This is a genomic window from Pseudomonas sp. PDM16 (assembly GCF_014851865.1).
Taxonomy (GTDB): domain Bacteria; phylum Pseudomonadota; class Gammaproteobacteria; order Pseudomonadales; family Pseudomonadaceae; genus Aquipseudomonas.
Map to the genome: position 1 here is coordinate 584,054 of NZ_JACVAM010000003.1, position 18,933 is coordinate 602,986.

14 protein-coding genes and 1 pseudogene are annotated in these 18,933 nt (G+C 65.7%); 8 read left to right on the forward strand and 7 right to left on the reverse strand.

What is annotated here, in order from left to right; all coding sequences use genetic code 11:
- Positions 1-40: 40 nt before the first annotated feature.
- The 4 genes and pseudogenes from IB234_RS24420 to IB234_RS14630 form a co-directional block, all read right to left on the reverse strand.
- Positions 41-823, reverse strand: a pseudogene (locus IB234_RS24420) (HAMP domain-containing protein); the annotation flags it as partial.
- Between the two features lie 137 nt (positions 824-960).
- Complete coding sequence (locus IB234_RS14620; RefSeq protein ID WP_192318989.1) at positions 961-1,326, reverse strand: DUF3509 domain-containing protein; 366 nt, start codon at positions 1,324-1,326, stop codon at positions 961-963.
- Between the two features lie 220 nt (positions 1,327-1,546).
- Entirely contained in the window at positions 1,547-3,631 is a 2,085-nt protein-coding gene (locus tag IB234_RS14625; protein ID WP_192318992.1) for a TonB-dependent copper receptor, read from the reverse strand.
- 62 nt (positions 3,632-3,693) lie between these two features.
- Positions 3,694-3,999, reverse strand: a complete 306-nt coding sequence (locus IB234_RS14630) for a hypothetical protein (protein ID WP_192318994.1) — start codon at positions 3,997-3,999, stop codon at positions 3,694-3,696.
- Positions 4,000-4,247: 248 nt separating this feature from the next.
- Here IB234_RS14630 and IB234_RS14635 point away from each other — a divergent pair, with 248 nt between their 5' ends.
- The 3 genes from IB234_RS14635 to IB234_RS14645 all read left to right on the forward strand — a co-directional run bounded on the left by IB234_RS14635 (position 4,248) and on the right by IB234_RS14645 (position 7,285).
- Positions 4,248-5,381, forward strand: a complete 1,134-nt coding sequence (locus IB234_RS14635; protein WP_192318997.1) for a two-component system sensor histidine kinase NtrB — start codon at positions 4,248-4,250, stop codon at positions 5,379-5,381.
- 85 nt (positions 5,382-5,466) lie between these two features.
- Positions 5,467-6,912 (forward strand): ATPase domain-containing protein, encoded by a 1,446-nt coding sequence (locus IB234_RS14640; protein WP_192319130.1) that lies wholly within the window; start codon positions 5,467-5,469, stop codon positions 6,910-6,912.
- Between the two features lie 7 nt (positions 6,913-6,919).
- Positions 6,920-7,285, forward strand: coding sequence for a two-component system response regulator (locus IB234_RS14645; protein ID WP_192318999.1), 366 nt, complete (start codon positions 6,920-6,922; stop codon positions 7,283-7,285).
- A 45-nt stretch (positions 7,286-7,330) separates the two neighbouring features.
- Here IB234_RS14645 and IB234_RS14650 read toward each other — a convergent pair whose 3' ends face one another.
- The gene (locus IB234_RS14650; protein ID WP_137975157.1) at positions 7,331-7,489 is read right to left on the reverse strand and encodes a DUF3309 family protein; all 159 of its coding nucleotides are present in this window, start codon (positions 7,487-7,489) and stop codon (positions 7,331-7,333) included.
- Between the two features lie 510 nt (positions 7,490-7,999).
- Here IB234_RS14650 and IB234_RS14655 point away from each other — a divergent pair.
- From IB234_RS14655 to IB234_RS14670, 4 genes are read left to right on the forward strand one after another with little or no spacing between them, the layout of a single operon-like run.
- On the forward strand, positions 8,000-10,270 hold the full coding sequence (locus IB234_RS14655; RefSeq protein WP_192319002.1) for an ATP-binding protein: 2,271 nt from the start codon (positions 8,000-8,002) through the stop codon (positions 10,268-10,270).
- Positions 10,271-10,747 carry a response regulator gene (locus IB234_RS14660; RefSeq protein ID WP_192319005.1) on the forward strand — a complete coding sequence of 159 codons (477 nt, stop codon included), beginning with the start codon at positions 10,271-10,273 and terminating at the stop codon, positions 10,745-10,747. It abuts the gene before it with no gap.
- Positions 10,748-10,776: 29 nt separating this feature from the next.
- The gene (locus IB234_RS14665) at positions 10,777-13,176 is read left to right on the forward strand and encodes a response regulator (protein ID WP_192319008.1); all 2,400 of its coding nucleotides are present in this window, start codon (positions 10,777-10,779) and stop codon (positions 13,174-13,176) included.
- Positions 13,169-13,726 (forward strand): biliverdin-producing heme oxygenase, encoded by a 558-nt coding sequence (locus IB234_RS14670; RefSeq protein ID WP_192319010.1) that lies wholly within the window; start codon positions 13,169-13,171, stop codon positions 13,724-13,726. Before IB234_RS14665 ends, IB234_RS14670 begins: the two co-directional genes overlap by 8 nt.
- Positions 13,727-13,798: 72 nt before the next feature.
- Here the strand turns inward: IB234_RS14670 and IB234_RS14675 are convergent, their stop codons facing one another.
- Both IB234_RS14675 and IB234_RS14680 read right to left on the reverse strand, forming a co-directional pair.
- Complete coding sequence (locus IB234_RS14675) at positions 13,799-14,293, reverse strand: single-stranded DNA-binding protein (protein WP_137975156.1); 495 nt, start codon at positions 14,291-14,293, stop codon at positions 13,799-13,801.
- 9 nt (positions 14,294-14,302) lie between these two features.
- On the reverse strand, positions 14,303-15,697 hold the full coding sequence (locus IB234_RS14680; protein WP_192319013.1) for an MFS transporter: 1,395 nt from the start codon (positions 15,695-15,697) through the stop codon (positions 14,303-14,305).
- A gap of 363 nt (positions 15,698-16,060) precedes the next feature.
- Here IB234_RS14680 and uvrA point away from each other — a divergent pair, with 363 nt between their 5' ends.
- Complete coding sequence (gene uvrA, locus IB234_RS14685) at positions 16,061-18,895, forward strand: excinuclease ABC subunit UvrA (protein WP_192319016.1); 2,835 nt, start codon at positions 16,061-16,063, stop codon at positions 18,893-18,895.
- The last annotated feature ends 38 nt before the right edge of the window (positions 18,896-18,933 follow it).

Below are 18,933 nucleotides of genomic sequence, written 5' to 3' on the forward strand. Positions count from 1 at the left end.
CCATGCCGGAAGCGCCGGACAGAGTCTGCCGCAGATCCTGCAACAGACCGGACAGGCGCTCGCCCATCTGCCCCAGCTCATCACCGCTGACCAGCGCTATCGGCCGCGACAGGTCGCGGTTGTCGGCGATGCGGTTGAGCTGGCCAGTGAGCTGGAGGATGCCATGCACCAACATGCGCGCCACCAGCCAGGACAGCAGCAGACCGACGCCGAGGGTAGCGGCGCCGATCAGCAGCAGGCTTTGCAGGCTATCGCTGATGGCCTGGTCGAGGCTGTCCAGCGTGACGTCCACGCCGACCACGAAGGGTTGACCGCCGGCGGTGCGCAGCGGCAGGAAGATCGAGCGGAAGCTGCCGTAGCTGTCGGTGTACTCGTCGAACTGTACCTGGTTGCTGCGCGCTGCAGCCGTTACTGCCGGACTGGCATCGGTGTAGTGTTCCAGATGCTTGGCGTATTCACCGGAGGAAATGTCTCCGGCTCCGGCCCCATCGGAGAGATAGAAAACCTGGCCAGCACTATCCACCATCATGGTGTAAGCAAACTTCAGGTCCACCTCGGCGGCGTATTCGCCCAGGTTGCGCACCTGCGCCAGGTACTCGCCTTCCTTGAGCCCATCGGCGCTGCGCGCACGCTCCAGGTAGTCGTCGCCTAGCAGACGCGGCACGGCATGCGCTGCGGCACGCAGGCGATTGTCCATCTGCGCGCGGATGTCCTGGGACTTGGCGTACTGGGCGTAGCTGATAAAGGCGGCGATGCTGATCAGGTTGACCAGGGTGAAAGCCAGCAGAAGCTTGGTTTGCAGGCTGAGATTGCGCAGCCGCATGACGGCAGTTCCATCCGATGGTAAAGGGCCGCGACTGGTGGCGGCCTCCCTACTGTGGCGGTTGTCGTCAGGAAATCTTTAGTGGCCAATTGCCTGCCGACCACCAATGGGCCGCCATGCCGCAGATCGGAGTCTAGTCAGACCGCAATCGCCTCGCGACGCTGCTTCTGCATCAGTTCCATCTTGCGCTTGTGCACCAGCAGGCGCGACGCGGTGACGTGAATCGGGCCACCGGTGAAAGTTGGCAGATCGCGCAAGCCCCAGCGGTCGCCATCATCCTTCTCGATGGCCTGACCGTTGGCCAGTTTCAGGCTCAGGGTCACGTCGAAGATCAATTCACGCACGCTGTCCTGATTGAAGATGGCGGTGCTGTCGATCGCCTTGTTCAGCGCGACTTCGTTGTCCTTGCGCAGGGTCAGCAGCAGCATGCCGTCGGGACGCGGCTTGATCGAAACGCTGTGGGCAGGAAAGGCGTCGAAGAATTCTTTGATAGCAAGTTGCATCTCTCTCTACTCCAAATTTCTTGTGAATGGTGCCGGGGTACTCTGCTACTGCAGCGGCTGTGCCAAGTTTTGGAAAGAAGAGAAATTCAATATTTTCAAAGGGTTGAAAGCGATCAACAGCAACCTGCCACTATGCAGAATGCACGACGGCCGTTTATCGGATTGCAGATTGCACGGCGCCCGCGGGGGAAAGGCCCGCCATTGCGGCGGGCCTCCGGGCTCAGAAGTCCAGATCGACCTTGGCCCACAAGGTGCGGCCTGGTTCATCGATGGCCACTGGGTCGGCCGGGTAGCCGAAGCCGGCATCACCGGCCAGGTTGAGGTGCTCGGAATAATCCTTGTCGAACAGGTTATCGACACCGGCACTGAGCTTGAGGTTCGCATTGACGCGATAGGCGCCGTTGAGCGAGAACACGCCGAAGCCGGAGCTTTGGCCAAAGTCCTGGCCGACCACGTTGCCCTTGCCCTCGTCTACCCGGTTCTGTGCCGCCACCACCCGCCACAGCGCACCAGCGCTCCAAGCGTCGCGCTGGTAGCTCAGGCCCAGGCGGGTTTCCAGCGGCGGCATCTGCGGCAGCGCCTCGCCATCCGAGCTGTTCTTGCCCCAGGCGTAGGCCAGCGTGGCATCGGTCTTCCAGTTATCGGTGAGGTCGTAGGCCACACCCAATTCGCCGCCCATGATGCGCGCATCGATGTTGTCGGCCCGCGAGCCGCCCATCATGCCGCCGCTGTAATCGAACAGGATGTAGTCGCGCACCTGGCCAACGTAACCGGAGGCCCAGGCCTGCAGGTCGTCACCGTTGTACTGCACGCCGAAGTCGAGCTGGGTGGTCTTCTCCGGCTCGATGCCATCGAAGGCGTTGACCTCGCCGGACGGGCCACGGCTGGGGGAGAACAGCTCCCAGTAATCGGGAAAGCGCTGCACATGGCCGAGGCCGGCGTAGAGGGTGGTCGGCGAATTCGCCAGATCATGCTCATAACGCAGGAAGCCGCTCGGCAGGGTGTCCGCCCGAGTCTCGTCGGCAGTCGGGTTAGGCATGCTCATCATCATGCCGCCGATGCTCTGCCGGTAATCCTTGGCCGAAGCGCGATCCAGGCGCGCGCCTCCTACTACGCGGTTGCGTTCAGCCACCTGCCAGGTCATCTCGGCGAAGGCTCCGTAGTTGTACATCACCGCGTCCTTGGTCCATGGGAAGCGATCAGCATCGATGTAGGTGTCGCTCATCATGTCGTAGTCGGAACCACGCTCGCGATGCTCGCTGCGCAGTGCATCGACGCCGGCGACCAGTTCAACATCGGCCCAGAGGAAGGTGCCGGCGAAACGTCCACCGACCGTGCGGCGATCCACCTGTGAGGCCATCGGCATGGCCATCATACTGGTCGGGTCCGGCACGCGCAGGCTGAAGTTGTCCATGATGTGGTCGGCGTAGTTGTAGTAGAGCTGCGCCTCCAGCTTGTCGAGCACACCACCGATATTGGACTTCTCGAAGCGCAGGCCCAGGCTCTCGCGCTCGAATTGCGCACCGTCCATGCCGCGTCCTGCGTAGCGCGCCTCGCCGTCGCCCTTGCCGGCCGTGAACTCGATCAGCGTGTCGGCATCCGGCGTCCAGCCGATGGCCAGGTCGCCGTTCCACTTCTTCCAGCGCGACGGCACGGTGTCGCCGTCGCCATCCTCATAGTCATCCGACTGGGCCTGGTTGCCGACGAAGCGCAGATAGCCCTGCTCACCGCCGACCGCACCGTCCAGCACCTTGTCGAAACGACCGTTGGAGCCCGCCAGGATGCTGGCATGCAAACGGCTGCCGAGTTCCCCGAAATGCTCCGGATCACGATCGAACAGCACGGTACCAGCCGAGGCTCCGGGGCCCCAGAGCACGGTCTGCGGGCCCTTGATCACGGTCAGCTTGTCGAACGTCTCCGGCGAGATATAGGAGCTGGGCGCATCCATGCGGTAAGGGCAGGCGCCGAGCATCAGGCCGCCGTTGGTACGCAGGTTGATGCGCGAGCCGAACATGCCGCGCAGCACCGGGTCGCCGTTGCTGCCGCCGCTGCGGATGGCTGAGAAGCCGGGGATGGTCTTGAGGTAATCGGTGGCATCGCTTGCCGGCACCGGCTGACGAGCGTCCTTCGGATCGGCATGGATGGTCAGCGGCGAGCTCTGCTGCACGGCGGTGACCACCGTGGGCGTCAGTTCGACGTCAACGACCTGATCAGCGAAGACAGGGGCTGCCATGGCCAGGGTCAGGGCGGAGAGAACGAAAGGCAGGCGACCGGCTCGTGCCGGCACGGATACGGACGTGTTCATGGTGTTTTTCCTGAAGTAAGGACAGCGCTAAGCCCTCGCGACGAGGGCGAGTGTTGGCGGACTCAGGAAAACGAAGGGGGCGCTCTGCCAGGCGGTGCGACCAGGAATGGAGGGCTGCGCGTCAGTACCTCGGCGAAACGCGGCCGCTGGGGCGCAGCCACCGCGGGAGCCGGTGGGCTGAAGGGGAAGGATTCAAGAGTCGCGAGGTAGGCACCGGCCTGCACGCACGGCAACTGCAGGCTGGAGACCCCATCATCATCCTGCTCGCCCATCTGCCACTGCATGCCTTGCGAGGTACACAGCAGCATGAAGCCGCCCTCGCTCATCTGCGGCATCGCCCACAGCGGCATGCTCACACGCAGCAGCATGCCCACCAGAGCAAAGGCGTACAGCCAATCGCGGGTATTACGGCTGAGTGGGTTCAGGGCGGGTATCCTTCCAGTTGTCTGGCATTCTAGCGACCGACCGCCGACGTGGCTGCTGACAGGGCGTCGCACCCTGCACTACTCTCGCCCCACGACCTGCGCAGGGCCTGAACCAATCGGCAGGCACTCGCCAGGGCGCGCTTCTACAATGCATAGCCACACCGGCATCCCTGGGATCGATCGAGAACACCATGGCCGATGAACCTCCGCTGCTCACCGGCGGCCTGACAGAACGCAGCTACGAGCTGCTGGTCCGGGCCGTGGTCGACTACGCCATCTACATGCTCGACCCCCAGGGCCGGATCGTGACGTGGAACAGTGGCGCCGAACGCATCAAGGGCTACCTGGCCGAAGAAGTGATCGGCCGCCACCTGGAGATCTTCTTCCCCGCCGAGGATCGCCAGCAGGGCAAGGCCCAGCATCTGATCGCCACTGCGCTGCGCGAAGGGCGCGCCCAGGACGAGGGTTGGCGGGTGCGCAAGGACGGCACGCGCTTCTGGGCGCTGACCGTGCTCGACGCCATCCACGACGACAACGGCTGCCTGATCGGTCTGGCCAAGATCACCCGCGATATGACCGAGCGCCACGAGGCACAGCTGCGCATGGACGAGGTCCGAGCCCAGCTGTTCCAGGCGCAGAAAATGGAAGCCCTCGGCCAGCTCACCGGCGGTATGGCACACGACTTCAACAACCTGCTCACGGTGATCCTCGGTGCCACCGACCTGGCACTGCGCAGCGACAAGCCCGAGCGCATCCGCTCGCTGCTCGACAATATCCACACCGCCGGCATCCGCGGCCGTGAACTGACCCACCACCTTTTGACCTTCGCCCGCCGTCGCGGCCTGGAATCCCAGCAGCTCGACTTGGTACCCGTGCTGGAGGCGGCATCGACACTGTTCGGCCAGGCCCTGCCCAAGGGAGTCATTCTGGAAACGGTCATGGCAAGCACGCCACATCCCGTGTGCGTCGACCCCAACCAGCTGGAAATGGCCCTGCTCAATCTGATCTTCAACGCCCGCGATGCGCTGGAGCAAGGTGGTCACATCGTGTTGCAGGCGGAGAACCGCTACCTGCATGGCGAGTGGGAGAACCTGGAGGGTGAGTTCGTGCTGATCTCCGTCAGCGACGATGGCCCCGGCATCACACCAGACGTGCAGGCACGCATCTTCGAGCCCTTCTTCACCACCAAGCAATTCGGCAAGGGCACCGGCCTCGGCCTCAGCCAGGTGTATGGTTTTGCCAGGAACGCCAATGGCTCGATCAGGGTCGAAAGTGAACCCGGCAAAGGCACCCGCATGACCCTCTACCTGCCGGCCGCGATCTAGCCGACGTTGTTCGTCAGACTGCCTTGCCGGTAAAGTGCCGTCATTCGCAGCGCACCGCGCGCCGCTACTCGATGAGATGGAACGGATCTTGGAACAGCTAAAACGCCTTCAGAGCGGCATCGATGGCCTCGACGTCCTGTTGAAAGGAGGCCTGGTCAGCGGCGCCTCGTACATCGTTCAAGGCCGCCCGGGCTCGGGTAAAACCATCCTGGCCAACCAAATCGCCTTCAACCATGTGCGTGAAGGTGGCCGAGTGCTGGTCGCCACGCTGCTGGCGGAATCGCACGACAGGCTGTTCCAGTTCCTCTCCACCCTGAGCTTCTTCGAACCACAGCGCGTTGGCGCCGAGATCCAGTTCGTCAGCGCCTTCGACACCATGCAGAACGAGGGTCTCGACGAGGTGGTGCGCTTGCTGCGCCGCGAGATCAACCGGCAGAAGGCCACCCTGCTGATCGTCGACGGCGTGCTCAACGCCCGCTCGCGCGCCGAATCGCAGCTGGACACCAAGAAATTCATCTCCGAACTGCAGGGCCACGCCGCCTTCGCCGGCTGCACCGTGCTGCTGATCACCAGCGCCCGCCTGGATGACGGCAGCCCGGAACACACCATGGTCGACGGCGTGATCGAAGTCGGTGAAGAGCTGCACGGCAGCCGCTCGGTACGCCGCATCCAGCTGCGCAAGACGCGCGGCAGCGGGGCTCTCTCCGGCCTGCACGAGTGCGAGATCACCAACGATGGCATAGTCATCTATCCACGCCTGGAAAGCCTCTACTCGCGTCCCTCGCAGCAGGACAACCCGGACATGCGCCGCCTGCGCAGCGGCCTCGGCGGCTTCGATGAGATGATCGGCGGTGGCCTGCCGGAATCCTCGGTGACCCTGCTGATGGGCCCGTCCGGGGTGGGCAAAACCTGCGCCGGCTTGAGCTTCCTGGCGCAATGCACGCCGGAAGAACCCGGTCTGCACTTCGGCTTCTACGAAACCCCGCAGCGCCTGCGCCTGAAGGCCCAGGCCCTGGGCCACGACCTGCTGGCCCTGGAAGACAGCGGCGCGCTGCATATCCTCTGGCAACCGACCACTGCCGGCCTGCTCGATGCCCTCGGCCTAAAGCTGCTCGACGCGGTCGAGCGCCTCGGCATCAAGCGCGTGCTGCTCGACAGCCTCGGCGGCATGGCCCGCGTAGCGACCAACCAGGCCCGCCTGATCGAGTTCTTCAGCGCGCTGATGAACGAGTTGCGGGCCCGCGGCGTGACCGTCATGGCCACCTGGGAGATGCGCGACCTGTTCGGCTCCGAGATCAACGCACCAGCGCCGGAGCTGTCCAGCCTGGTCGACAACCTGCTACTGATGCGCTTCGTGGAAATCAATTCCGAACTAAAACGGGTGCTCTCTACCCTGAAGATGAGAGACAGCACCTATGACCCGTTCCTACTGGAGGCGGTGATCGACGAGCGAGGCCTGCGACTCGAGAAGACTTTCAGAAACGCGACGGCGGTGCTGTCCGGCACTGCAATACCGACGGCGGATAGATGAGCAGAGCATGACGACCATCCTGATAGTCGATGACGAATATCTGATCGCGGATATTCTCGGCTACGCGTTGGAGGATGAAGGCTACATGGTGGTCAAGGCCGCCAATGGCCGTCGCGGCCTCGAAGTGCTTGATCGTGAGCGGCCGTCCCTGGTCATCACCGATTTCATGATGCCCATGATGGATGGTGTCGAGTTCGCTCACGCCATTCGCAGCCGCCCCGGCACGGCCCACCTGCCGATCCTGCTGATGAGCGGTGCTCACGGCAGCATCGGCCGGGCGACCTCCGACCTGTTCGCCGACGTGTTCGACAAGCCCTTCGAAGTCGATTACGTGATCGCCAAGGTTCGCGAGCTGCTCGGTCCGGCGAACTGACGCCGATCACATAGGCGCCGCCCAAGGCGGGCGGCGCCTATGGCACTACACGTATCCCAGCAACAACAGGATCAGCAGGATCACCACCACCAGGCCGAGGCCGCCGGACGGGCCGTAGCCCCAGGAGCGGCTGTGCGGCCACGCCGGAATGGCTCCAATCAGCAGCAGGATCAGGACGATCAGCAGTATGGTTCCCAGGGTCATGACGAGTTCCTCGCAGTCGTGGTCGCGGCGCGCCAACAGGCATCGCCCGTCTAGCCAGGCCATTCCAGGCCTCACGAAAATATCGACTCGGCGGACGCAGCGGCAGTTCGGACTATTTGTCCGGTGCGAGAACGCCTTCGCATCCGCGCAGCGAGCGGGCCAGGTTCGCTCTTCCACCCTGCGACACCGTTGCCAGCGCCGCGCCGACCACTCGGTGCATGCCGGCCAATGCCCTCCACAGAGGCCCGAACAGACGGCCGTGGCCGGCCTCGCGTCCTTGGCGCGGCGGCCGTTTACAGGTAGATTGACAGCCCTCCCGCGCTCACTTCATGTCGGCTTTTCGGCCGCCGTTTCGCTTCGCGGAAGACTCCGGATCTGCGCCGTTTGCAAGCGGAGAAGAGGTTCTGAAACAGACATGGGCCGACCGGCTTCGCCGCAGCCCGCAGCAGTTTCGCAACGACCTGCCGGCCATGGTTAACTGCACCCAGGCCGCAGCCCGAAGGACAGAGGATGACAGACCGCACCCCCGACACGCTGGAAGACGCGGTCGCGCGCTGCGCCGACGAGCCGATCCACGTTCCCGGCAGCATCCAGCCGCATGGTTTTCTCCTCGTCGTCGGCGAGCCCGACCTGCGCGTGCTGCAAGCCAGCCAGAACGTCGCCGAATGGATTGGCGAAGAGGCGCAGGGCCTGCTGGGCCGGCAACTGGCCGAGCTGATCGGCGACAGCGATCTGCCGCAACGCCTGGCCGCGGTGTCCGGCGATGACCGCAACCCCTTCCATGTCGGCGACGTCGGCTTGCGTCTCGAGGCCGCCGCCGGCCAGTCGTTCGCCCTGATGGCGCACCGCAACGACGGACAGCTCATCCTCGAGTTCGAACGCACCGGCAGCGCCCGCGAGGCCTACGGCACGCTGTACCCGCTCATGCGCACCTTCGTTGCCGAGCTGCACGCCGCCGAGAGCCTCGAATCGATCTGCCAGCTGGCGGTCGCCGAGCTGCGTCGCATCACCGGTTTCGGCCGGATCAAGGCCTACCGCTTCGATCAGGAAGGCAATGGCGAGGTGCTCGCCGAACATGCCGAACCCGGCTACGCCAGCTACCTCGGCCACTGTTTCCCCGCCTCGGACATTCCGGCCCAGGCCCGGCGCCTGTATCGCGAGAATCTGATCCGGGTGATCCCCGACGCCAACTATCAACCCTCGCCGCTGATCCCGCAGCTCAACCCCGTCAGCGGCGCCCCGTTGGACCTCAGTTTCGCCTCCTTGCGCAGCGTGTCGCCGGTGCACCTGCAGTTCATGCGCAACATGGGCACGCTGGCCTCGATGTCGGTCTCCATCGTAGTCCGCGATCAGCTCTGGGGCCTGATCTCCTGCCACGACGCCGAAGCCCGCCAGGTCAGCCACCAGAGCCGCACCGCCTGCGAACTGCTGGCTCGCATCCTGGCGCTGCAGATCGACGCCAGCGAGAGCGACCTGCTAGCCCAGCGCAAGCTCGAGCGCCGCCACCTGATCGTCCGCCTGCTGGCCGGCATGGCCGACCGTGACAGCGTGACCGAGGGCTTCAAGAGCCTGCCGGACGTGGTCCTGGCCTTCGCCGCCGCCGAGGGCGCCGCGGTGGTCAGCGCCGACAGCTGCGTCAGCGTCGGCGAGGTGCCGGCCCGCGAGCAGATCATCGAGCTGGCCAAGTGGATCGCCGCGCGCGAATCGGGGCCGCTGTTCAGCAGCGACAACCTGAGCCGCGACGTACCGCAGCTGCCGGCGCTGGCCGAGCACAGCGCCGGCGTGCTGGCGGTGTCGATCTCGAACCTGCACCCGCACTACCTGATCTGGTTCCGCCAGGAGCGGGTGAGAACCATCAAGTGGGCCGGACAGCCGCAGAAGCAGCGGGACGAAATCAGCGGCGCGCTGACCCCGCGCCACAGCTTCGAGACCTGGCGCGAGGTGGTACGTGGCTTCTGCGCCCCCTGGGAAGAGGCCGAGCGCGAAGGCGCCCTCGAGCTGCGCAACGCGGTGCTCGGCATCGTCCTGCGCAAGGCCGAGGAGATGGCCCAGCTGGCGGGTGAGCTGCGCGAGAGCAACAAGGAGCTGGAGTCCTTCTCCTACAGCGTCTCCCACGACCTGCGCGCCCCACTGCGGCACATCGCCGGCTACACCGAACTGCTCAGCGAAATGGAAGGCGGCCAGCTGAGCGAACGCGGCCAGCGCTTCCTGGGCAACATCGGCGACGCCGCGCGCTTCGCCGGCACCCTGGTCGACAACCTGCTGAGCTTCTCGCAGATGGGCCGCTCGGCGTTGCACCTGTCCGACGTCGACCTCGGCGCGCTGGTGGCCTCCGTTCGCGACGAGATGCGCCCGGACTACGAGAGCCGCGAGGTCGAGTGGGAGATCCTGCCGATGCCGGTGGTGGTCGCCGACGCGTCCTTCATCCACATGGTGCTGCGCAACCTCATCGGCAACGCGCTCAAGTACACCGGTACGCGCGAGCGTGCACATATCGAAATAGGCGCCCATCAACGACCTGACGAAACGGTGGTCTACATCCGCGACAACGGTGTGGGCTTCGACATGCAGTACGCCAACAAGCTGTTCGGCGTGTTCCAGCGCCTACACCGGATGGAGGAGTTCGAAGGCACGGGCATCGGCCTGGCCAGCGTGCGCCGGATCGTCGAGCGCCATGGCGGCCGGGTCTGGGCCGATGGCCGCGTCGACCAGGGCGCGACCTTCTTCTTCGCGCTGCCTCACCTGACCTACACCGAAACGGCGAACGATCGGAAAGACTAGATGCTCAAACCCATACTTCTCGTTGAAGACAACCCCCACGATCTGGAGCTGACGCTGGTGGCGCTGGAGCGCAGCCAGCTGGCCAATGATGTGGTGGTCAAGCGTGATGGCGCCGAGGCGCTGGATTACCTGCTGCGCCGCGGCGAACACCAGAGCCGCGACGACGGCAATCCCGCCGTGCTGCTGCTCGACCTGAAGCTGCCCAAGGTCGATGGCCTGGAGGTGCTCAAGACGGTCCGCGAGACGCCCTCGCTGCGCAGCATCCCCGTGGTCATGCTGACCTCCTCGCGGGAAGAGCCGGACCTGGTGCGCGCCTACGAGATGGGCGTCAACGCCTACGTGGTGAAGCCGGTGGATTTCAAGGACTTCGTCGCCGCGATCTCCGATCTCGGCATCTTCTGGGCGGTGCTCAACGAGCCGCCGCCCGGCTCGCTGCGTCTGAAGCGCACGCGCCGCGTCGACGAGCCGAACGACTGACTCCCGCAACCCTCGCCGCAGGAAGGCCAATGCCCGCGTCACAGAACATCAGTGTCCTGTTCATCGAGGACAGCTCCCATGATGCGGAGCTGGCCCAGCTGGCGCTGGAGCGCAGCGGCTTCGTCCTCGACATCGAGCTGGTCTACAGCCACGCCGGCGTGATCGAGGCCCTGCAGCGGCGCGAGTTCGACCTGATCCTGGCCGACTTCATCCTGCCCGGCTTCTCCGGCAGCCAGGCCCTGCAGGAGGCCCGTCGGCTCGCGCCGCAGACGCCGTTCATCTTCCTCTCGGGGGTCTACGGCGAGGAAAACGCGGTCAACATGATGCGCTCCGGCGCGATCGACTACGTGCTCAAGCAGAACCTGGGGCTGCTGCCCAAGGCCGTGACCCGCGCACTCGCCGAAGTCGACGAGCGCCACCGCCGGGAACGGGCGGAACAGGCCTTGCAGGAAATGGGCGTGCGTGCGCGCCTGGCGGTCGACGCCGCACGCCTGGGCATGTGGGACTACGAGCCGGCCAGCGACCAGCTGCGTTGCGACCAGCGCTACCGCGCGATGTGCGAACTGGACGAGGACGAGCCGCTGAACATGGCGGTGTTCGAGCGCCTCTGCCACCCGGACGACCTGCCCTACATGCGCGAACGCATTCGGGCCGTCACCAGCGATCACCAGCGTCCCGACTTCGCCGCCACCTACCGCATCCAGTTGACCGACGGCCGACTGCGCTGGCTCGACATGCGCGGCCAGGCATTTTTTGTCGGTGAGCGTTGCACCCGCTTCGTCGGCGTGGTGATGGACATCACCGAGCAGCGCCTGGCAACCGAGGCGCTCAAGCGCATGAACGAGACCCTCGGCGAACGGGTGGAAGAACGCACCCGCGAACGGGACCGGACCTGGGAGCTGTCCCGCGATCTGCTCGCCATCATCGACTTCGACTCCACCACCCGGGCGCTCAATCCGGCCTGGCAGGACATCCTCGGCTGGCCCCAGAAAGAGCTGCTCGACCGCCCCATGGCGGATCTCACCCACCCCGACGACCTGCGCGCCAGCCGCGTGGCGATGAGCACGCTGCGGCGCGGCCGGGTCGCCCAGCGCTTCGTCAACCGGGTGCGCCATCGCGACGGTAGTTACCGCTGGATCTCCTGGAACGCGGTGCCGGATGCCGGGCGGGCCTATGTGGCCGGGCGCGACATCACCAGCGAGATCGCCAGCATCGACAAGCTGGCCGACGCCAACAGCGCCCTTCGCCAGCAGATCCACGAGCGCGAGAAGGTCGAGGCCACGTTGCACCAGATGCAGCGCCTGGAGGCGGTCGGCCAGCTGACCGCCGGCGTGGCCCATGACTTCAACAACCTGCTGACGGTGATCCTGACCAGCGCCAATTTCCTTCAGCGCGACCTCGAACGCGGCGCGCCGCTGGAGAACTGCCTGCACCGCCTGAACTACATCCGTACCTCCGGCGAACGCGGCGCGACCCTGACCAGCCAGCTCCTGGCCTTCGCCCGGCGCCAGCAGCTGGCGCCCTCGCCGCTCGATCTGAACGACACCATCGACGGCCTGCTCAGCCTGCTCAAGAGCACGCTGGGCGGCAGCATCGAAGTGGTGACGCAGCCGAAGCAGGGGCTCTGGCATGCGTTGGTCGATCCGACGCAGATCGAGATGATCATCCTCAATCTGGCGATCAATGCCCGCGACGCCATGCCCGAGGGCGGCAAGCTGGTACTCGGCACGGCCAATGTGAGAATCGAGAGAGCCTCCTGGCGCGCCGGCGAACCGGGGGCCGGCGAGTACGTGGTGCTGTCGGTTTCCGACACCGGCACAGGCATGAGCGAGGAAGTGCTGCAGAAGGCCTTCGAGCCGTTCTTCACCACCAAGGAGGTGGGCAAGGGCTCCGGGCTGGGGCTGGCCCAGGTGTTCGGTTTCGCCAAGCAGTCCGGCGGCGGCGCGCGGATCGTCAGCGCCCCCGGCGCGGGCACCACGGTTCAGGTATTTCTGCCGAGGACCGAACCCGAGGCCGATGACGACGCGCTGCAGGACGAGGAAGACGAGCCGACGATCGTCGCCGGCGACCATCACATCCTGCTGGTCGACGACGACACCGCCGTGCGCGAAGTGACCTCGCAGATGCTGCAGCGCCTGGGCTTTCGGGTTTCCGAGGCGGATTCGGGCGCCAGCGCCCTGCAGCGCCTCGAAGAGGTCGAGGTCGACCTGCTGCTCGCCGACTTCATCATGCCCGGCATGAACGGCGGCGAGCTGGCCCGCGCCGTCAGGACACGACGCCCGGAGCTGCCCATCGTGTTCATCAGCGGTTATTCCGAGCTGGAGGAGCTGGGCCTGGCCGACAGCCCGGTGATCCAGAAGCCTTTCCAGGAAGAGCAAGTGGCCCGCAAGATCATCCAGGCGCTGCGCGACGCGGGCCGGCATGGATAGCCTGCGGCAGCGCCTAAAGCACTTCGGCGCCGACCTGCACAAACAGGTCGACGAGGCGTTTTCCACCTTCTCGCTGGACACCCGCCCGGGTTATGGCGACTTTCTGCGCGCCCACGGCCGGGCGATTCTCTCCCTGGAACAGGCCCTCGAGAGCAGTGGTGCCGAAGCCCTGATCGACGACTGGCCACAACGACGGCGCAGCGAGGCGGTACTGGCGGACCTGCGCGCACTGGGCATCGCCGTCGAGGCTCCGCGCGGCAAGCCGCCCATCGCCGGCACCGGCTGGTGCTGGGGCGCCCTGTACGTGCTGGAGGGCTCGCGCCTGGGGGCCCGGCTGCTGCTGCAGCGACTGCAGGCAGCGCAACCGGCGGCGCCGGCGCACTATCTGAGCCACGGACTGGACGACGGACTCTGGCCGCGCTTTCTGCGGTGCTTCGAGGCGCAGGCGGCCGCCTGCGATGAGCGCCAACTGCAGCAGGGCGTGGCGGACGCGTTCGGCCAGTTCCTCGCCGCAGCCGAGCGCTACGGCCGCTGCATCAAGGCCTCCTGAGCGGCGCACCCGCGCCAACGAAAAAGGCCCGCTCATCGTCGATGGGCGGGCCTTTCTTCATTCACGCAACCGTCAGAACGGAATGTCGTCGTCGAAGCTGTCGTAGTCCGGAGCCGGCTGCTGGGCGGCCGGTTGCGGCGCCGGGCGCGGCGCGGCCTGCTGCGGGGCCGGGCGCGACTGCTGCTGGCGCGGGGCGTATTCACCGCCGCCTTCGCTGTTGTTGCCACGGCCGCCGAGCAGTTGCAGGGTGCCGTTCATGTCGACCACGATCTCGGTGGTGTAACGCTTGACGCCGTCCTTCTCCCACTCGCGGGTCTGCAGACGGCCTTCGACGTAGCACTGGCCGCCCTTGCGCAGGTATTCACCGGCGATCTCGGCGAGCTTGCCGAAGAACACTACGCGGTGCCATTCGGTACGGTCCTGCTGCTGGCCGGTCTGCTTATCCTTCCAGCTATCGGTGGTGGCGAGGGTGATGTTGGTCACCGCATTGCCGTTGGGCAGATAACGGGTTTCCGGGTCGCCGCCGACGTTGCCGATCAGAATGACTTTGTTAACCCCACGGGCCATTTCGTTCTCCTAAGCTGAATGCGTCTCCGCGGCCTCTTCGAGCACTCGCTCGAGCAACACGCGGTCCAATTGTTGGGTATCCACTTTGATGTACAACGCGGCCTCCTCGGCCACCACCACGGCATCATTGACACCGGGCACTGCGAGAAGGCGACCTACCAGTCCACAATCCGCCAGCGCACCTTCTACGAGCGGGCGGCGCAAACTGGTCACATAAGGCGGTTCGCGCATAGTAGCAGCTGCCGCCAACCAGAGAAGCCCCAGCAGCGCACAGCCGACGAACACGAAGGCGAGGCCGCCATGCTGGTACAGCCAGCCGCCGAGAATGCCACCCACGGCAGCGCCGAGGAACTGGCTGGTGGAGTACACGCCCATGGCCGTGCCCTTGCCGCCGGCCGGCGCCACCTTGCTCACCAGCGAGGGCAGCGAGGCCTCCAGCAGGTTGAAGGCGGTGAAGAACAGGATGAAGCCGCACACCAGCGCCGACAGGCTGTGGCCGAAGATCCAGAAGAACAGTTCGCAGAGCACCAGCGCCAGCACCGCGCCGGAGAGCACGCGCTTCATCTGGCGTTTCTTCTCGGCGTAGATGATGAACGGCACCATGCCGAAGAAGCCGATCAGCAGCGCGCTGAGGTAGACCCACCAGTGCTCTTCCTTGGGCAGGCCGCCCTGGTCGACCAGCGCCAGCGGCAGCACCACGAAGCTGGCCATGAGGATCGCGTGCAGCACGCCGATACCCAGGTTCAGACGCAGCAGTTCGGCGTTGCGCAGGGTCGGCAACAACGCCTGGCGCGCCACCCCGGACTCGCGATGCTGCAGCGCGCTGGAGGCACGCGGCACGAACAGGGCGATGATCAGCATGCCGACCAGGGCCATGCCGGCGGTGGCCCAGAACAGCCCGGACAAGCCGAAGGCGCGGGTCAGCAGCGGGCCGACCACCATGGCCACGGCGAACGACAGGCCGATGCTCATGCCGATCATGGCCATGGCCTTGGTCCGATGCTGCTCACGGGTCAGGTCCGACAGCAGCGCCATCACCGCCGCCGAGATGGCCCCGGCGCCCTGCAGCACGCGACCGGCGATCACGCCCCAGATGGAGTCGGCGTTGGCCGCCAGCGCCGCACCAGCGGCGAAGATCAACAGGCCGAAATAGATCACCGGCAGGCGGCCGATGCGGTCGGAAATCACACCGAAGGGAATCTGCAGCACCGCCTGGGTCAGGCCGTAGGCGCCGATGGCCAGGCCGATCAGCGCCGGGGTGGCGCCGGCCAAGTCGGTGCCGTAAGTGGCGAGCACCGGCAGGACCATGAACATGCCCAGCATGCGGAAGGCGAACACCAGCGCCAGGCCACCGGCAGCGCGCGTTTCCCTGGCGCTCATGCGTTCGCTGTGCGGATCGTGCATGGAAAAACCCTGAACAAAGAGGCCGGCGATTCTATCAGTGATGGCAGGGGCTGTAGACGTTTTGTCGGCACACCGTACAGGTGCAAAACGTCGCATCGAGCCCAACCGTTACAGCATCGCCGCGCTTTGCCGCGCGCCACCCAGCGGCCGTATACTTTACCGTTTCCGCCCGCCACCTGCGAGGCAGCAGTAGAGAGCCTCTAAAAGCGTTGGCGAGGCAGCCAGCGCAAGGCAAAAGCAGACAAAGAATGCACTGGGCCCGCATGCGGGCTTACGAGTAGCTGAGCATTCTGATCGGACTCGCGCCCGAGCGTGCTTTTAACGCAGCGATGGCAACGCAGGTAGCTTTTAGAGGTTCCCTAAGTGGACAAGATTCTGATTCGTGGCGCCCGCACCCATAACCTGAAAAACGTCGACCTGACCCTGCCGCGCGACAAGCTGATCGTGATCACCGGCCTGTCCGGTTCCGGCAAGTCGTCGCTGGCCTTCGACACGCTCTACGCCGAGGGTCAGCGACGCTACGTCGAGTCGCTGTCGGCGTACGCCCGGCAGTTCCTGTCGATGATGGAGAAGCCCGACGTCGACACCATCGAGGGCCTCTCCCCGGCCATCTCCATCGAGCAGAAGTCGACCTCGCACAACCCGCGTTCGACCGTCGGCACCATCACCGAGATCTACGACTACCTGCGCCTGCTCTACGCCCGCGTCGGTATCCCGCGCTGCCCGGACCACGACGTGCCGCTGGAGGCGCAGACCGTCAGCCAGATGGTCGACCAGGTGCTGGCTCTGCCTGAGGGCCGCAAGCTGATGCTGCTGGCCCCGGTGATCCGCGAGCGTAAGGGCGAGCACCTGGCGGTGTTCGATGAGCTGCGCGCCCAGGGCTTCGTCCGCGCACGAGTCAACAGCAAGCTCTACGAGCTGGACGAGCTGCCCAAGCTGGACAAGCAGAAGAAGCACTCCATCGATGTGGTGGTGGACCGCTTCAAGGTGCGCGAGGACCTGCAGCAGCGCCTGGCCGAATCCTTCGAGACCGCCATCAACCTGGCCGACGGCATCGCCCTGATCGCGCCGATGGACGATGAAGAAGGCGACGAGATCATCTTCTCCGCGCGCTTCGCCTGCCCGCACTGCGGCCACTCGATCAGCGAGCTGGAACCCAAGCTGTTCTCCTTCAACAACCCGGCCGGCGCCTGCCCGACCTGCGACGGCCTGGGCGTGAAGCAGTTCTTCGACGCCAAGCGTCTGGTCAACGGCGAGCTGACTCTGGCCGAGGGCGCGATCCGCGGCTGGGACCGGCGCAACGTCTACTACTTCCAGATGCTCGGCTCGCTGTCCGCGCACTATGGCTTCAGCCTGGAAGAGCCGTTCGACGACCTCGCCGCCGAACACCAGAAAGTCATCCTGTTCGGCAGCGGCACGCAGAACGTCGACTTCAAGTACCTCAACGACCGTGGCGACATCGTCAAGCGCTCACATCCGTTCGAAGGCATCATCCCCAACCTCGAGCGCCGCTACCGCGAGACCGAGTCAGCCACCGTGCGCGAGGAGCTGGCCAAGTTCCTCAGCACCCAGCCCTGCCCGGACTGCCGCGGCACCCGCCTGCGCCGCGAGGCGCGCCACGTGTGGGTGGGCGACCGCACCCTGCCGGCCGTCACCGGCCTGCCGGTCGGCGATGCCTGCGATTACTTCGGCGGCATGAGCCTGACCGGTCGACGCGGCGAGATCGCCGAGAAGATCCTCAAGGAGATTCGCGAGCGCCTGCAGTTCCTGGTCAACGTCGGCCTCGACTATCTGACCCTGGACCGCAGCGCCGACACCCTGTCCGGTGGCGAGGCGCAGCGTATCCGCCTGGCCAGCCAGATCGGCGCCGGCCTGGTGGGCGTGATGTACATCCTTGATGAACCGAGCATCGGCCTGCACCAGCGTGACAACGAGCGCCTGCTGGGCACCCTTACCCACCTGCGCAACCTGGGCAACACGGTGATCGTCGTCGAGCACGACGAGGACGCCATCCGCCTGGCCGACTACGTGGTGGATATCGGCCCCGGTGCCGGCGTGCATGGCGGCCGCGTAGTCGCCGAGGGCACCCCAGACGAGGTGATGAACCACCCCGACTCGCTCACCGGCAAGTACCTCTCCGGCCGCGAGAAGATCCGCTACCCGGCGCAACGCACCGCCCGCGACAAGAAGAAGTCGCTGAAGCTCAAGGGCGCCCGCGGCAACAACCTGCGTAACGTCGATCTGGAGATTCCGCTCGGCCTGCTCACCTGCGTCACCGGCGTATCCGGTTCGGGCAAGTCGACGCTGATCAACAACACCCTGTTCCCGCTGGCCGCCACCGCGCTGAACGGTGCTACCACCCTGGAAGCCGCCGCCCACGACTCGCTCGACGGCCTGCAGCATCTGGACAAGGTGGTCGACATCGACCAGAGCCCGATCGGCCGCACGCCGCGCTCTAACCCGGCGACCTACACCGGCCTGTTCACCCCGATCCGCGAGTTGTTCGCCGGCGTGCCGGAGTCGCGCTCGCGCGGCTACGGCCCAGGCCGTTTCAGCTTCAACGTCAAGGGCGGCCGCTGCGAGGCCTGCCAGGGCGACGGCGTGATCAAGGTGGAGATGCACTTCCTGCCGGACATCTACGTGCCGTGCGACGTGTGCAAGGGCAAGCGCTACAACCGCGAGACCCTGGAGGTGAAGTACAAGGGCAAGAGCATCACCGAAGTGCTCGACATGACCATCGAGGAGGCGCGTGAGTTCTTCGATGCCGTGCCGGCCCTGGCGCGCAAGCTGCAGACTCTGGTCGACGTGGGCCTGTCCTACATCAAGCTGGGGCAGAGCGCGACCACCCTGTCCGGCGGCGAGGCGCAGCGGGTCAAGCTGAGTCGCGAGCTGTCCAAGCGCGACACCGGCAAGACCCTGTACATCCTCGACGAGCCGACCACCGGCCTGCATTTCGCCGACATCCAGCAGCTGCTCGACGTGCTGCACCGCCTGCGCGACCACGGCAACACCGTGGTGGTGATCGAGCACAACCTGGACGTGATCAAGACCGCCGACTGGCTGGTGGACCTCGGCCCCGAGGGCGGCTCCAAGGGCGGCATGATCATCGCCACCGGCACTCCGGAAGACGTGGCCGCCAACCCGGCGTCGCACACCGGGCACTTCCTCAAGCCCCTGCTGGAGCGGGATCGCGCCTGAAACGAAAAAGCCCCGCAATAGCGGGGCTTTTTATTGGT

Coding starts and splice junctions, on each gene's coding strand:
- IB234_RS14650 (WP_137975157.1), bottom strand. CDS start 7,489: ATGACCCTGGGAACCATACTGCTGATCGTCCTGATCCTGCTGCTGATT.
- IB234_RS14635 (WP_192318997.1), top strand. CDS start 4,248: ATGGCCGATGAACCTCCGCTGCTCACCGGCGGCCTGACAGAACGCAGC.
- IB234_RS14660 (WP_192319005.1), top strand. CDS start 10,271: ATGCTCAAACCCATACTTCTCGTTGAAGACAACCCCCACGATCTGGAG.
- IB234_RS14655 (WP_192319002.1), top strand. CDS start 8,000: ATGACAGACCGCACCCCCGACACGCTGGAAGACGCGGTCGCGCGCTGC.
- IB234_RS14665 (WP_192319008.1), top strand. CDS start 10,777: ATGCCCGCGTCACAGAACATCAGTGTCCTGTTCATCGAGGACAGCTCC.
- IB234_RS14670 (WP_192319010.1), top strand. CDS start 13,169: ATGGATAGCCTGCGGCAGCGCCTAAAGCACTTCGGCGCCGACCTGCAC.
- IB234_RS14630 (WP_192318994.1), bottom strand. CDS start 3,999: ATGCTGCTGCGTGTGAGCATGCCGCTGTGGGCGATGCCGCAGATGAGC.
- IB234_RS14675 (WP_137975156.1), bottom strand. CDS start 14,293: ATGGCCCGTGGGGTTAACAAAGTCATTCTGATCGGCAACGTCGGCGGC.
- IB234_RS14620 (WP_192318989.1), bottom strand. CDS start 1,326: ATGCAACTTGCTATCAAAGAATTCTTCGACGCCTTTCCTGCCCACAGC.
- IB234_RS14625 (WP_192318992.1), bottom strand. CDS start 3,631: ATGAACACGTCCGTATCCGTGCCGGCACGAGCCGGTCGCCTGCCTTTC.
- IB234_RS14645 (WP_192318999.1), top strand. CDS start 6,920: ATGACGACCATCCTGATAGTCGATGACGAATATCTGATCGCGGATATT.
- IB234_RS14680 (WP_192319013.1), bottom strand. CDS start 15,697: ATGCACGATCCGCACAGCGAACGCATGAGCGCCAGGGAAACGCGCGCT.